At 68.9% G+C, this 12,426-nt stretch carries 16 protein-coding genes and 1 tRNA gene; 3 read left to right on the forward strand and 14 right to left on the reverse strand.

Annotated features, from left to right (window positions below; all coding sequences use genetic code 11):
* Positions 1-45: 45 nt before the first annotated feature.
* The gene (locus P9K36_RS00055) at positions 46-1,338 is read right to left on the reverse strand and encodes an MFS transporter (RefSeq protein WP_043348536.1); all 1,293 of its coding nucleotides are present in this window, start codon (positions 1,336-1,338) and stop codon (positions 46-48) included.
* Between the two features lie 130 nt (positions 1,339-1,468).
* On the opposite strand from P9K36_RS00055, the gene P9K36_RS00060 reads away from it, so the two are divergent.
* Positions 1,469-2,185, forward strand: a complete 717-nt coding sequence (locus P9K36_RS00060) for a 4'-phosphopantetheinyl transferase superfamily protein (RefSeq protein ID WP_043348533.1) — start codon at positions 1,469-1,471, stop codon at positions 2,183-2,185.
* An 85-nt stretch (positions 2,186-2,270) separates the two neighbouring features.
* A tRNA-Pro gene (locus P9K36_RS00065) sits at positions 2,271-2,347 on the forward strand.
* A gap of 33 nt (positions 2,348-2,380) precedes the next feature.
* Here the strand turns inward: P9K36_RS00065 and P9K36_RS00070 are convergent.
* The 4 genes from P9K36_RS00070 to P9K36_RS00085 all read right to left on the reverse strand — a co-directional run bounded on the left by P9K36_RS00070 (position 2,381) and on the right by P9K36_RS00085 (position 5,377).
* Complete coding sequence (locus P9K36_RS00070; RefSeq protein WP_278306397.1) at positions 2,381-3,538, reverse strand: site-specific integrase; 1,158 nt, start codon at positions 3,536-3,538, stop codon at positions 2,381-2,383.
* Positions 3,539-3,736: 198 nt separating this feature from the next.
* Positions 3,737-3,967 carry a hypothetical protein gene (locus P9K36_RS00075; protein ID WP_278306398.1) on the reverse strand — a complete coding sequence of 77 codons (231 nt, stop codon included), beginning with the start codon at positions 3,965-3,967 and terminating at the stop codon, positions 3,737-3,739.
* Between the two features lie 99 nt (positions 3,968-4,066).
* Positions 4,067-4,441 carry a hypothetical protein gene (locus tag P9K36_RS00080; protein WP_278306399.1) on the reverse strand — a complete coding sequence of 125 codons (375 nt, stop codon included), beginning with the start codon at positions 4,439-4,441 and terminating at the stop codon, positions 4,067-4,069.
* 159 nt (positions 4,442-4,600) lie between these two features.
* Positions 4,601-5,377: a BRO family protein gene (locus tag P9K36_RS00085; RefSeq protein WP_278306400.1), complete on the reverse strand. Its 777-nt coding sequence runs from the start codon at positions 5,375-5,377 to the stop codon at positions 4,601-4,603.
* 309 nt (positions 5,378-5,686) lie between these two features.
* On the opposite strand from P9K36_RS00085, the gene P9K36_RS00090 reads away from it, so the two are divergent.
* Positions 5,687-6,001 (forward strand): Arc family DNA-binding protein, encoded by a 315-nt coding sequence (locus P9K36_RS00090; protein ID WP_278306401.1) that lies wholly within the window; start codon positions 5,687-5,689, stop codon positions 5,999-6,001.
* Between the two features lie 7 nt (positions 6,002-6,008).
* On the opposite strand, the gene P9K36_RS00095 is transcribed toward P9K36_RS00090, so the two are convergent.
* From P9K36_RS00095 to P9K36_RS00135, 9 genes are all read right to left on the reverse strand, one after another.
* Complete coding sequence (locus P9K36_RS00095; RefSeq protein ID WP_278306402.1) at positions 6,009-6,299, reverse strand: DUF2312 domain-containing protein; 291 nt, start codon at positions 6,297-6,299, stop codon at positions 6,009-6,011.
* 62 nt (positions 6,300-6,361) lie between these two features.
* Positions 6,362-6,979 carry an ssDNA-binding protein gene (locus tag P9K36_RS00100; RefSeq protein WP_278306403.1) on the reverse strand — a complete coding sequence of 206 codons (618 nt, stop codon included), beginning with the start codon at positions 6,977-6,979 and terminating at the stop codon, positions 6,362-6,364.
* Positions 6,980-6,999: 20 nt separating this feature from the next.
* Positions 7,000-8,217 carry a DUF2800 domain-containing protein gene (locus P9K36_RS00105; protein WP_278306404.1) on the reverse strand — a complete coding sequence of 406 codons (1,218 nt, stop codon included), beginning with the start codon at positions 8,215-8,217 and terminating at the stop codon, positions 7,000-7,002.
* Positions 8,210-8,647: a hypothetical protein gene (locus P9K36_RS00110; RefSeq protein WP_278306405.1), complete on the reverse strand. Its 438-nt coding sequence runs from the start codon at positions 8,645-8,647 to the stop codon at positions 8,210-8,212. The genes P9K36_RS00105 and P9K36_RS00110 overlap by 8 nt, the downstream gene beginning before the upstream one ends.
* A 2-nt stretch (positions 8,648-8,649) precedes the next feature.
* Entirely contained in the window at positions 8,650-9,144 is a 495-nt protein-coding gene (locus P9K36_RS00115; protein WP_278306406.1) for a hypothetical protein, read from the reverse strand.
* A 117-nt stretch (positions 9,145-9,261) separates the two neighbouring features.
* Entirely contained in the window at positions 9,262-10,578 is a 1,317-nt protein-coding gene (locus tag P9K36_RS00120; protein ID WP_278306407.1) for a DEAD/DEAH box helicase, read from the reverse strand.
* Positions 10,579-10,672: 94 nt separating this feature from the next.
* Complete coding sequence (locus tag P9K36_RS00125; RefSeq protein ID WP_278306408.1) at positions 10,673-11,695, reverse strand: hypothetical protein; 1,023 nt, start codon at positions 11,693-11,695, stop codon at positions 10,673-10,675.
* On the reverse strand, positions 11,688-11,831 hold the full coding sequence (locus P9K36_RS00130; protein ID WP_278306409.1) for a hypothetical protein: 144 nt from the start codon (positions 11,829-11,831) through the stop codon (positions 11,688-11,690). Before P9K36_RS00130 ends, P9K36_RS00125 begins: the two co-directional genes overlap by 8 nt.
* A complete protein-coding gene (locus P9K36_RS00135) occupies positions 11,828-12,415 on the reverse strand; it encodes a phosphohydrolase (protein ID WP_278306410.1) in 588 nt (195 codons plus the stop codon). The genes P9K36_RS00130 and P9K36_RS00135 overlap by 4 nt, the downstream gene beginning before the upstream one ends.
* Between the last annotated feature and the right edge of the window lie 11 nt (positions 12,416-12,426).

A 12,426-nucleotide genomic window follows, 5' to 3' on the forward strand; every position in this document is an offset into this window, starting at 1 on the left:
GGCGGCCAACGGGGAGTCGGCTGTGGCGCGCAGTCCCCTGTTCCCTCAAGCATGGGACTTGAGCAGGCCGCCGTCTCCCGCCATCCGGAACGCCGCCAGGAATGTTGCGGCGACGAGGACGGCGACCCCGTGCAGCGGCAGCAGGGGCGCCAGCCAGCCCGCGACGGCGGTGCCGGCGACCGAGCCCAGATTCATGGCGGCCATGTAGACTTCGAACTGCGTGGCCGCGCCCGGTCGGCCCCGGCTCGACTCGAGCAGGGCCGGCATCAGGGCGACGATCAGCAGGCCGGGCAGCACGCTGGTGAGCGCCAGGATCACCGGTCCCGCCGCCCCGATGAGGCCGGCGCCGATCAGGCTGCCGGCGAGCGCGAAGGTGACGGCGCTTCCCAGGAGCAGCACGCGCAAGGGCGCTGCTGCCCCCGCCCGATCCGACCAGAGACCCACCGCGACGGCGCCGGCCGTGCCGCTCGCCAGGGTCAGGATCGCCTGAAGGCGCGACAGGCCGGCGGCATCCCAGCCCTGACGCTGGAGCAGATCGATCGAGAAGGGCAGCTCGAACAGACCCAGGGCGGCGTCCAGGCCGAAGCACAAGGCGAGCAGACGCAGGGCACGCGGCCGCTGGAGCGCGACGACGGTCCGGCGCAGGAAGCGCCGGATCGGGACGCGGCGCGGTGCCGGTCCGCGGCGCTCGAGGGACAGGAACGCGTCGGTCGGCGCCTCGCGGATCAGCAGCATCGGCAGGCTCGCGAGGATCGCGGCGACGAGCAGCCAGCGGCTGCTCGCGGCGAATCCCCAGGTCGCCAGCATCCAGCCGAAGAGCCCGGCGCTGAGGCTGGTTCCCGCCACGAAGCCCGCGCGCGTGCAGGCGCTGACCCGGCCGAGCTCGTGCGCCGGGACATGGTCCATGATCATCCGGTCGCAGGCGGTGTCGAGCAGCGACGCGAACACGCTGTGAACGAGGAAGACCAGTCCCAAGGCACCGATGGCGTTGCTTCCGACGACGAGGAGGAGCGCGAGACTCGCGAGGCATCCGACGAGCGCTGCGACCGCGAAGGGCCGACGCCGGCCCATCCGCGTGTCGCCGGCCCGGTCCACCCAGGGTCCCCAGAGCAGGGGTTGCAACGTCCAGGGCAGTCCCGCCAGGGCGAAGTGAACGCCGACCTCGGCCGACGAAACGCCCTGCGCCGCCAGATGGTTGGCGAGGGCGGTGAGCGAGAAGCCCGCGATGAGGCCCTGGTAGAGATAGGTGGCGAAGAACACCCCGTAGCGGACCCTTCGCCGGTGCAGGCTCGGCTTATCCGAGGGGGCGCTGCCGAAACCCGCGGCAATCGGGGTCATCGCGCACGCCGCTCCTTGCGGGAGGCGGGCTTGTTTCCGATGCTGCTCATACCGCCCTCACCGGATCCCCGCCCGTGCCGTTTCGCCCTGCCGACGCTAGCGCCAGCTCTCCGCCCCTGCGAGGCGTCGCGTGAGCGCGGCTCGGGTCTGGATCGTCGATCTCGGGCTTTCTCCGGACCGGCTCCATCGCTGCGACGCCGTACTCGACGGCGCGGAGCGCCTGCGCGCGGACCGGTTCCTGCGGCCGGCGGATCGGGCGCGCTTCGTCGCCAGCCATGCGGCGCTCCGAACGGTGCTCGCCGACGTGCTCGGTCTCCCGCCGGCCGAAGTGGAGATCACGGCCGGCCCCGGCGGCAAGCCGGAGCTCGCGAGTGCGGCGCGAGGCGCCTGGCAGTTCAACCTGTCGCATTCCGGAGCGCGGGCGGTGATCGGCATCGCGCGCGACATGCCCATCGGTGTCGATGTCGAGGCCGTCCGGCCGATCGTGGACGCGCTGCGGATCGCGCGGGCGCATTTCGCCGCCGACGAGGTGTCAGCCCTGTCCCGAGCATCCCGGAGCACGGTCGAGCGTGCCTTCTTCGGTCTGTGGACCCGCAAGGAAGCCGTGGTGAAGGCGCTCGGCAGCGGCCTGTCGCTGCCCCTCGACCGGTTCAGCGTCACCGTTCCGCCTGAAGCCCCGCGTCTCCTCCGGGCGGTCGGCGACGGATCCTGGACACTGGACGGCCCGTGGAGTCTCGCGGATCTCGATTGCGGCGCGGACCATCTCGCCACGGTTGCGGTGCGCTCGGCCGCGGTGGCGATCACGAGCCACCGGCTCTCCGACGATTGGCCCGAACATCTCGGCTGAAAAGGCGCAACACCGCGCTTGCGGTGGGGGAAAGGCGCGGCTATACACCCGCTCGCCGGCCTTGGCGGAGACGCGGGACGGCCTTCGGAGTGTAGCGCAGTCTGGTAGCGCACCACGTTCGGGACGTGGGGGTCGCAGGTTCAAATCCTGCCACTCCGACCATTACTTCTCCCGCTTCTGCAACGACTTACAGGATCAGCCGCCCGCCGGGCGCGCGATCCGTGTACCGGATCGTGTACCGGATGGCTTGCGCGTGATCGCGTCCGCGGCCTCCTTCTGGAAGCCCGGCGTCGCGTGCCGATAGACCCGATCCAGGGTCTCGACCGTCATGCCGAGGAAGTCGGCCGCCTTCTCAAGCGGCACGCCGTTGGCCACCAGCCAGGTCGCGGCGGTGTGGCGGAGCGTGTGCGGGGTTACATCGTGCAGGCCGGCCGATTCAGCGGCGCGCCGGAACGCCTTCTCAATCCCGGTCCCGACTGGCTTGCCGTTCCACTCGACGACGTGGGTGGACCCCTGCGCGTGCCAGCGGCGCAGATGCGCGAGCAGGCGCACCGGCAGCTCGGCCGGCGGCTGGCGCTTCTTCGTCTCGCGCTGGCTGGCGCCGCGGCGGAAGAAGATTCCCCGGTCGAGGTCGATCCAGCCGGAGCCGCCCGAGATCTTGCCGAGCGCCGCGCCGCAGACCGCGCCGGCCCGCGTCCCGGTGTAGAGCGCCACCAGGATGAATCGGGCGACGTGGCGCCGCGTGTGCTGGCCGCGGCGGGGCCCCTTCGTCTCCGTGTACCGGTACGCGGACCGGATCAGCCGGGCGGCCTCGGCGCGGGTCAGCCAGCGCTCGCGCGCGGCGCCGCGCTCCGGCAGCACCACCTCGACCACCTCGCGGCAAAGCCCCTCGCGCCGATGGTGGATGATGGCCGAGCGCAGGTCCTCCAGCTCGCGCCGGGCGACCGGCTTCGCGCGGAAGGTCGCGTATTCCCGGCAGGAGCGGCCCGTCACCTCGGACAGCGTCTTCTCGCCCCAGAACGACAGCAGCGCGTCGAGGCGCCCGCGCACCTCGTGCGGCCGGGCCTGATTCGGCGCGCAGTCGGTCGCGTAGATCGCGATCACGTCGGCGATCTTGACGGCATCCGCAGAACGGTGGCGCTCGCGCGGGACCTCGCGCTTCTCGATGATGTAGCGGGCGAGGGCGTCCTGGGCGGCTTCCGGAGCTTTTCCAGCGCGAGCCGAGCGGACGCCAGTGCTGACCCGGACTCCTCCGTCGTCCTTGATGATCCAGTAGCCATCTCGGCGCTTGCCGTCGGGGCCCTTGATGCCACGGCGCCACCAGAGGCGCGGCCCTTTGGCTTCTGCCGACATTGCTCCATGAACTCCTTGATCCAGGCGAGGGTCGTCAGGACTCGCCCGCCGATCCGCATGTGCTCCAACTCGCCACGGGCCGCCGCATTCCGCAAGGCGAGGCCCGACACGCAACCGTCCGGGAAGGCGAGGGCGGCCGCGGTCTCGAGGTGCAGCGGCGTGTCATCCGTGATCTGGTTTCGGTCCGGGATGCGAACGCTACGCGGCATCGGCGGTATGCCGGCCCGACGCGTGCGCGGCCGCCTCCATGTTCAGGTTCTCAGCGATGGCCCGTGCCAGCGTGAGCCGCGAGCCGTCGTTGCAGACGGAGGGCAGCACCATAATCGGGATCATCCGACCGGTGGCGTCGGTGATGCTGCCGCGGCAGCGCTCGTCAGCGGCGAAGGGAGCCGCGAAGCCCCGGACATGCAGGAACAGATACTGGTTCATCGGGGCGTTCCCCTGTAGGGATGGCTGATACGTGACGCGATAATCGAATCATCTGGACAAGTCGGGCCGGCCCGAAGGCCGCGCCCGTTGTCTTGAGGACTACAGCGCGAGTACGCGTCTAAGTACTGCAATCTCGCTTAGGGGCAGGAACTCGCTCCGCTTCGGAGACAAGATCGCAAGCTCTACGAGATGCTCGATTTCACGCGAACGACGATTGAGCCATTCGGGATCGAATATGCCGATCTGGCGAAGGCACTGGATATCTTCTGCATGCAGCTGCACGAAGGCCAGATCCCCGGTGCGGGGCAGCTCGCGCTCGACGATAACGGTCTGGCCGTCGCGAACGCGCGGCATCAACTCGTTGCCGACCACAACCAGGGCGAAAACTTCTGGTTGGTCTTGAAGCGCGGCAGTACGGCGCTGCGTCACCTCTTCGCAACTGCGCTGCGAAGCCTTATAATTCGAGTCGTTCACGGTCTCCCCCGCGGGTGGCGTGGATGGACCTCGGGCCTCATGGACCGAGGTTGCGGCACGGCGGCGGGTTCGGTTTCTGAGGCCTTGGGCCCGCCGTCGTGTTCGAATCTTACTATAGCGCGGAACGAGCGCGCTGGAACAGAACGAGAACAGAACTTGTCAGTTCGGGCGGAGCCGCGCCACTAGCACCGGCATCAGCATCGCCATCGAATCAGCGATGGAAGTCACTGCTCGCAATAGGATTTTGAGATCCTCGGCGTCCGCCTGAGCGATGAGACGCGGCTGCGGCAGATGCATCTGCTCGCGCAGGTCATCCACAGTGATCCCCAGGATATCCGCCAGGGCGAGCGCCTCCTGGAAGCGGAGGTGGCGCTTGCCGTTCAGCGCCAGACTGAGCGCAGCGTGATCCACGCCGAGCTCGCGCGCGAGCTTCCGCTGGCTGAGCCCGGTGCGGGCGAGCTGTGCGTTCCACCACCCACGGTCGATCGCATGGAGCATGTGCTCGCGTGCTGGGGCGGCCTTCGGCTTGCGGGATTTCGGCATCGCGTACCGGCCGGTCCGCCGGAGCGAGGGCAGCACGTCATGGAAAACCCAGCGCTGGAACCGCTGGATGCGCTCCTTGACCTCGGGCGAGATCACCTTCGAAGCCCGTCGCTGCAGGATGGCGTGATACAGGCCGGGCTCGGAAACGATGGACATCCCTTGCTGCCCGCCAAGGGTACCCACTGAGTGGGTACCCTTCTCGTCGTCGTCTAGAGACCGCGTAAGCTTCTCGGCATCGCGATGTTCGAGCATGACCGCCACGTCCGCCGCCACGAACCAGGGCTCCCCGTCCCGCCACACGACGCGAAGATGCTGGCCCTCGAAAGTGAGAGAAGCGGGCACCGAGATAGCGGCGTCGAGCCGGCTATGGAAATCGACAACTTTGCTGGTCACGTTTGTGCTCCTTGCGCTCCGTGGATGGCGCGCGGGCGCTCCGTAAGCATGCGCTCCAGGTAAACGATGATCTCGCTGTTCATGGAGCGCCGGTTAGCCCGTGCACGTGCAGCCAATTCGGCCTTCATACCTTCAGGAAGCCTGAGCAGTACTTTCTCGGCTACGTCGCTCGGACGCATTTGTCTCTCCTCAACACATTCCGATTTGCTGACACTGCTTCGGCGTAGCGTCGGCTTGATGGCTACACGGTGATATCACAACACGGTGTAGCGTTGTCGTCAACGGTGATTCTGACTACAGGGTGCCGTCATGAGCGAGCGGAAGCGGCCTGAGGATCGTGTGTCGACCATCCCGCCCTTCGGGCTGAGGATGTTGCCCACGCTCCGCGACAAACTGACCGAGGCGGCTCGGGCGTCGGGTCGATCCCTCAATGCCGAGATTGTCGCTCGCTTAGAGTCCACGCTAAACGACGAAGGCGCCGGCAGCGTTTTACACGCCGGCGACGCCATTGAGCGGGTCGTGAGAAGTATCGAAACGAAGACGGGCGCCAAGGTTGTGATTACGATCTCAACCGACGACTTCGAAAAGTTCTCCGATATCGAGAGAGCCAGCCGAAAACCATAATCTAAAATCAGAGCATAAAATCCAAGCCCAAGGCCTTGCAGTACAGCTCCAGGATCGCCGCCTGCTCCTGGCGCTCCGCGTGGTCCTGCTTCCGCAGCGCCACGATCTTGCGGATCGTCTTCACGTCGAACCCGCGGCCGCGCGCCTCGGCGTAGACCTCCTTGATATCGCCGGCGATGCCGGCCTTCTCCTCCTCCAGTCGCTCGACCCGCTCAACGATTTGTTTCAGCTCATCGGCGGCGACGCCATCGGCGTTCTCGGAGTTGTGCCCGACGCCGGGCTCGTTCTTCTTGGCCATCGTCCTGTTCCTGCTGCTCGGGGTCGGTAGACCGGCCCGGCGCGCGCCGGGCCGGTGCGGGCTCAGTCGAAGAAGTCGCCGGCCCCGCCGTCGCCGCCCTCGGCGGGCGCCTCGACCGGCTGGAAGTCGTCCTCGGCGCGGCTGCGGCCGCCCCCGAGCTTCTCGTCGTCCGCGAGCTTCTGCAGGTTCACCAGGTCGAAGCTGATGCCGACGCCGCCCAGCTCGTTGACCCAGGCGTACGGCCGGATCTTCGCCCGCGCCCAGGCGCCGGAGTAGAAGTCCTGCTCGGCCGTCAGGATCTCGACCTTGCCGGTCGACGGGTCGAGCTTCGGACCCGCGAGGCCCGGCGCGGTGTAGGACCACGCCTCGACGGCGACGCCGCCCTCCATGGTGCCGGCGTAGGGCTTGCCCTCGCCGTCCACGAGCGTCGCCTGATCCTTGAACGGCGACTTGAACTTCGGGTGCTTCAGCTTGGTGTCCGCGTCGGACCCCCACTTCTGCACGGCCGCGGCCTTCGCCGCCGCCTTCAGCGCCGACAGGTCGCTGCCCTTCGGGAACAGCATCAGCACCGAGTACTTCGGCTTCTTGTCCGGGTTGCGCTTGTCCGCCTTGGGCTTGAACACCCAGACGAACGCGGCCCGGAACTTTGGTGTGATAATCGCATCAACGGTCTCAGCCATGGTCCAGTCGCTCCTTGCGCTCAGCTAGCTGCGGTGAAGTCGTCGGCCGCGTCGCCGCGCAGCGGCGGGCGCGGGTCGTTCTCGGGCACCAGGGTGTGCCCGTTGCTCACGGACTCGATCATGTCCGCCAGCATCGCCTTGGCGGCCGCGAGGCGCGCCTTCATCGTGCCGCCCGTCATGGCCGGCTCGAGCAGCGTTTCCACCTGCGCGGGCGAGCGGAACGCGCGCTCGTACAGGTCGTCGGTGTCGAGGCCGTAGAGCGCCAGCGCGCTCTCGACCTGCCCGGCATCCTTCCAGCGGCGGACCGGTCGCTTCGGCGCGAGCTTGTATCCCGGGATCCGGGCGCCGCGTTCGGCCTCGCTGTAGGCGAACTCGCGCACCGCCTTCGCCCAAGCCTCGATACGATCCAGCTTCGCCAGCGTCGCCGCCAGCTCGTCCGGGTCGTAGGTGGTCGGCGCGAAGGTGCGCTGCACCTCTGCCTCGGCCTCCCGCTTGATCGCCGGGCACGTCCCCGCCGCCGGGCACCAGCGGCAGTGGCTGCCGGGCCGCAGCGGATCTTCGCCGCCGGCGGTGACCGGTAACAGGACGTCGGCTCGGCTGGCATACTTCTGGGTGGCCTCGACCGCCGCGACGATTCGGTCCTCCCAGTCCAGCATGTCGATGCCGTCGACCGTGAACTCGCGGATCGGCCCGGCTGGGTGGAAACAGCGGGGCTGGATGATCACGAAGCGCACGGCGGAGACGCCGCGGTTGCCGAGGTTCTTGGCGGCCATCAGGGCGTAGATCATGCCCTGCGGGTTGCCGATCGCGTCGACCGCCACCCCGCTGCCGTGCTTGTAGTCGACGATCAGCAGCTCGCGGGTGCTGGGCCGGTACCGCCGGACGTCCGTGGTGCCCCACAAGTCGTCCGAGTAGCGGAGCCGCTCTTCGGTCGCGACCTCGTCGCCCGGCGCGATCTCGTCGCGGATCCAGTCCACCGCGGTCTGCACCGCGGCGAGATCGTCCTCGTCGAGGGTGAGCGCGCCCTCCTTGCGCCCGGGCACGTAGACCGAGCGGCCGGCGTAGTAGCCGGCTTCCCGGTTGTGCTTCAGGCACCACTCCAGCACCGTGTGCGCCGCCGTCCCGCGCTCGGCGTGCACCGAGCCGCGGCGCTCCATGCCGGCCGCGAGCTGCGGCTGGCCGGGGCAGTTCATCCAGATCGTCGACCCGGACGGCGACAGGCGGGCGTGCTCACCCATGGCCGGCCAAGGCCTGTTCGACCTCGGTCATCGACACGCAGATGTCGGTGGCGAGCAGTGCCATGAGCTCCGGCTCCTCGCCGTCGCGGGTGAGGATGATGCAGCGCTTGCCCTGACCGCAGAACCAGCCGGCCTCGAGATGGGCGCTGCGCCCGCACGGCAGGATCAGCAGGCACGTGTCGGCCCACTGCATGCCCCTCAGGTCGTTCAGGAACCCGCGGGCCGCGATCGGATGGGTGGTGAGCAGTTCGCGGTAGCGGGCGGCCGACCAGGCTTGCCAGTCCGGGTCGACCTCCTCCCAAGCGAAGCCCGGGATCCCGTTCGGCGGATTCCGGAAGTCGTAGACCTCGTGGCCCACGTCCCGGAGGCGCCCGACGATGTCGGGCTGCAGGGGGTTGCGCCAGGACGACGCCGCGTAGATGCGGGCCATGGTCAGGCGGCCTGCTTGCAGACGGCGATGAACTCGGCGTAGCGCTCGCTCGGCATGTCGGTGAGCTTCTTGAAGCCGAAGTCCTCGAGGAGCTTCCGGGCGGCGTCCTGCCCCTTGGCCGTCATGACCGCACCCAGCGCCGGCCGGACCTCGGTCTTGAACATGGCCTCGGCCTCCTCCTTGGTGAGCGGCGGCTTGCGGTTCTCGGGCGTCTCGCTGACCGCCTGCTTCGCGGCCGGGTCCGGCCCCAGGAAGTCGTCGTCCGCGGCGCCGGCGGGCTCGGCCTGGGCCTGCGCCTGTTCCGCGGCGCCCTCGGTCGCATCGCCGCCGGCCGCCTCGGCGGCCCGGGCTGCGTCCATCTCCGCCTTCGTGCGCCGGCGCTTGCGCGGCTGGGCCGTCGAGCCGTCCCCGGTCTCCGCGGGCGCGTCACCGGCCAGCCGGCACATCGCGTCGGCGGCCTCCTCGGCGGTCGCGAACGTCATCTCCACCTTGATCATTCCGTGCGCTCCTGATGAGATAATCGAAACATCCATAGCGGTCCGACGTGCTGATTTCCGCTCGCTCCGTCGATTCCACGCCCAAAGGTGGCACACTGTTTCGATAATCACAACACCCTATCCGAAGATTTCTGCGGCCATGCGGCTCTTGCGGGCGAGGACGCGGGCCAAGCCCTCGTCGGACGAGCCCGGCAGGAAGGCGGCGTGCAGGTGCACCGGCGCCGTCTGCCGTGGGCCCTGCACGCGCATCGCGGCCTGGGCGTTGTTGTCGGGCACCCAGTCCAGCTCGCCGAACAGCAGGTGGCTCGCGGCCGTGAGATCGATCGCCGTCCGCGCGACCTGGTCCTGGCAGACGAGCACCCGCCGGCACGGGTCGGCGGCGAACTCGTCGATGTTCTGCTGCCGCTGCCGCATCGGCGTGCCGCCGTGGATGGTGGCCGCGCCGAACTCGCGCAGCCGCGCCGCGGTCTGCTCCACCATCGCGGTGTGGTGGCCGAAGACGACGAGCTTCTCGATCATCCCGGTGTCGAGCGCGCCTGCGGCCCAGGCCGCCACCGGCCCGGCCTTGGCGACCGCGGTGGCTGACCGGAGCTGCGTCAGGCCGCCGGCCTGCTTCGACAGGTCGATCTTCTCGCCGGCGGCGATGCGCTCCACGATCCGCCGCAGCCGGCCGCCGAGGGCGCCGTCGGCCTCCATGGCGGCGAGCGTCGCCCGGGCGTCGGCGCCGATCTCGGCCGGGTCGAGCCGCACCTCCCCCCAGACGGGGGAGGGCGTGTCCGGGCTGACCTCGTGCCACATCCGCCGGAGCATGATCGGCTCGAGCAGCGCCCGCAGGCCGTCCGCGTCGCGCACCGCGCGCACGACTGGCCCGTAGTCGCCCATGAACCACGTGGTGAAGCGGTTCAGGAAATCCTCGTAGGAGCCCGCGAACCGCCCGCAGGTCCGCAGGATGATCCAGAGCTCGCCCGGGTGGTTGAGCATAGGCGTGCCGGTCAGAAACCAGATCCGGCGGGCCCGCGCCGCGAAACCCTGGGCGCTGAGCACTTGCCGGGTGCGCTGCGAGCCTGGGCTCTTGAGATACTGCGCCTCGTCGATCGCCAGGACGTCCCACCGATGCGCCATGACGCGGGCGTAGAGGTCGCCGTTGCGCGCCCCATCCATCGACAGAATCGTGACGCCGCGCGGCTCGATGCGGTCGCGCGCGTCCATCACCACGGCCATCGGCCGGCCCAGGATGCTGAACCGGTCGAACTCGCGCGCCCAGTTCTCCCGGGCGATCCCGGGGCAGACGATCAGGATGGATTCGGCCCCGGCGTAGTCGGCCGCGGCGATGGTCTGCGGTGTCTTTCCGACCCGCATGCCGTCCGCCAGGAGCGCGCGCCCGCGGGCGGCGAGCCAGCGGGCGCCCGTCTCCTGCCACGGCTTGAGCTGCATCAGGAACGGCGAGCCGCGATGAAGCAGGACATCAGGAGGATGCCGAAGGTGGCACCGCCTACGGCACCGGCCATGGCGGCGAGGACGTAGCCACTCATCGTGCTGCTCCCGGTTGAGGGGCGCGGGGACACGCGGGCCGCTCCTCGCCCTTGGCGTAGGCGTATTCTGCGCCGCACGTGCTGCACCAGATGATGTCGTTGCCGCCGCCCCAGTGGCAGGGACTCTCCTCCTCGACCGTCTTCTCCTCTCCCGCTCCCTTTTGTCCCGGTGTCGAGGCGACGATCTGGCCGGACCGGTGAGCGTTGACCAAGGCCGCGATATAGGCGGCGTTGGCCTTATTCTCTGGGTAGCCGCTAAAGTTCGGAATTCTGGCGACCAAGTACCCGCCATTGGTGTCGCCATAAATCCTGTGCTCTTCCGGCAGGCTGGGGCCGCCATCCGAGCCATCGTCTTGGGACCACTCACCCTGCGTGGCCGCCTTGCTCAGCCTTTCCAGTTCCCCCAGATCCCCGCCCGCTCCGGCTGGATCAGAAGGTGCGGGGGCGGATGCGAGGGCGGCGGGGTTCGCCTCACGAAGCTGCACCATGCCATCGCGCACGGCCTGCATCGTTTGGATGTCGGGGCAGCCGATCTTGATCAGGTAGCGCTCTGGCTCGCCGCCAGCGATTGATTGGATGCTGCAATTGCGGAGGCGAGTCCCAACTTCGTCCCACGGCCATCCGACCGACTCTTTCGCGGCGAGAGCTTCGGCCACGAGCGCTTCGATATCGTCCAAGCACCGGCTCTGGGCCATATGCGCCATCTCGTGGTCAGTGATCTTCTGCAGATTGATCGCCGCCTGCCCGAGCCGACGCAGCACATCGAACATGCGACCGCGCTGCGGCTGCTCGAAGGTGAAGCCCCGCCCGACATCCTCCCCGACCCGATCTGTCGGGGTGGGGGCGGTCGTGATCGGGGTGACCGCGGGCAGCCGCGCCATGTACTGCCGGATCCATGCGTCTCGGACCTTAGCAATGGCTTCTGTCCGCTCAATCGGGCGATCCGCTCCGTGCCGCCGCCCCTGCCCGTAGGCGTCGCGCAGAGCCTTCGCGATTGTCTTCTCCGTGAAATCAGCCACGGGCGAGCCCTCCGGTGAGCCGCCGGATCTCGGCGGCGATGCGACGCTGGCGGACGATCTCGACCACCAGGAGCGGGCTGCATGCGGTCATGATGCCGGCGAGCATGCAGAAGCCGGCGACCTGATCGGGGCTCACGGCCGGGCCTCGTAGCCGGTCAGGCCCGTGAAGAACGCGAGGAAGTGCTCCTCAGCGGTGCGGGGGTCCCAGTAGGCGAGCGTGACCCCGAGCGGCTCGGTTTCGCCGCCGTAGTGCCACTGCTGGCCCGTCGGGCGCATCAACTGGGCGCGCTCGTCGATCAGGATGCGGTTGTCGAGCTCCTTGACCTCGCGGGGCTCGTCGGCCGGGTTGAGCCCGAACCGCCGGTAGATCGCCCAGGCCACCCGATCTTCGGCTTCCCGGAACTGCGGCATGAACCGCTTCAGCGGGCGCACCATGTCGGAGACGTAGGCCTCGCTCGCGTCGTGCAGCAGGAGCCACAGTGCGTGCTCGGGCCGCGCCTTGTGCGCCAGAAGCACGCTGTGCTCGGCCACGGAGTAGAAGCGCACGCAGTGGCCGCCGTACCGGCACTGAAGCGCCAGGGAATGGGCGATGTCCTCAATGCAGACGTCCTCGGGCCGCGGATCGAGCGGCCAGAAGCGCCGACCGGTGAAGGTCTGCATCCAGTCGCCGCGGCGGTCAGCGTCCTTTTCCCGAGTATCGAACTCGTCAATCCGCTCCATTTCGCTCCTCC

Source organism: Methylobacterium sp. 391_Methyba4, from assembly GCF_029691625.1.
Classification (GTDB): domain Bacteria; phylum Pseudomonadota; class Alphaproteobacteria; order Rhizobiales; family Beijerinckiaceae; genus Methylobacterium; species Methylobacterium fujisawaense.

What these genes read in the sequence shown, in the direction of transcription:
- P9K36_RS00055 (WP_043348536.1), bottom strand. Translation starts at nt 1,338, where the DNA reads ATGACCCCGATTGCCGCGGGTTTCGGCAGCGCCCCCTCGGATAAGCCG.
- P9K36_RS00070 (WP_278306397.1), bottom strand. Translation starts at nt 3,538, where the DNA reads ATGTCGGCAGAAGCCAAAGGGCCGCGCCTCTGGTGGCGCCGTGGCATC.
- P9K36_RS00075 (WP_278306398.1), bottom strand. Translation starts at nt 3,967, where the DNA reads ATGAACCAGTATCTGTTCCTGCATGTCCGGGGCTTCGCGGCTCCCTTC.
- P9K36_RS00090 (WP_278306401.1), top strand. Translation starts at nt 5,687, where the DNA reads ATGAGCGAGCGGAAGCGGCCTGAGGATCGTGTGTCGACCATCCCGCCC.
- P9K36_RS00095 (WP_278306402.1), bottom strand. Translation starts at nt 6,299, where the DNA reads ATGGCCAAGAAGAACGAGCCCGGCGTCGGGCACAACTCCGAGAACGCC.
- P9K36_RS00100 (WP_278306403.1), bottom strand. Translation starts at nt 6,979, where the DNA reads ATGGCTGAGACCGTTGATGCGATTATCACACCAAAGTTCCGGGCCGCG.
- P9K36_RS00105 (WP_278306404.1), bottom strand. Translation starts at nt 8,217, where the DNA reads ATGGGTGAGCACGCCCGCCTGTCGCCGTCCGGGTCGACGATCTGGATG.
- P9K36_RS00110 (WP_278306405.1), bottom strand. Translation starts at nt 8,647, where the DNA reads ATGGCCCGCATCTACGCGGCGTCGTCCTGGCGCAACCCCCTGCAGCCC.
- P9K36_RS00115 (WP_278306406.1), bottom strand. Translation starts at nt 9,144, where the DNA reads ATGATCAAGGTGGAGATGACGTTCGCGACCGCCGAGGAGGCCGCCGAC.
- P9K36_RS00120 (WP_278306407.1), bottom strand. Translation starts at nt 10,578, where the DNA reads ATGCAGCTCAAGCCGTGGCAGGAGACGGGCGCCCGCTGGCTCGCCGCC.
- P9K36_RS00135 (WP_278306410.1), bottom strand. Translation starts at nt 12,415, where the DNA reads ATGGAGCGGATTGACGAGTTCGATACTCGGGAAAAGGACGCTGACCGC.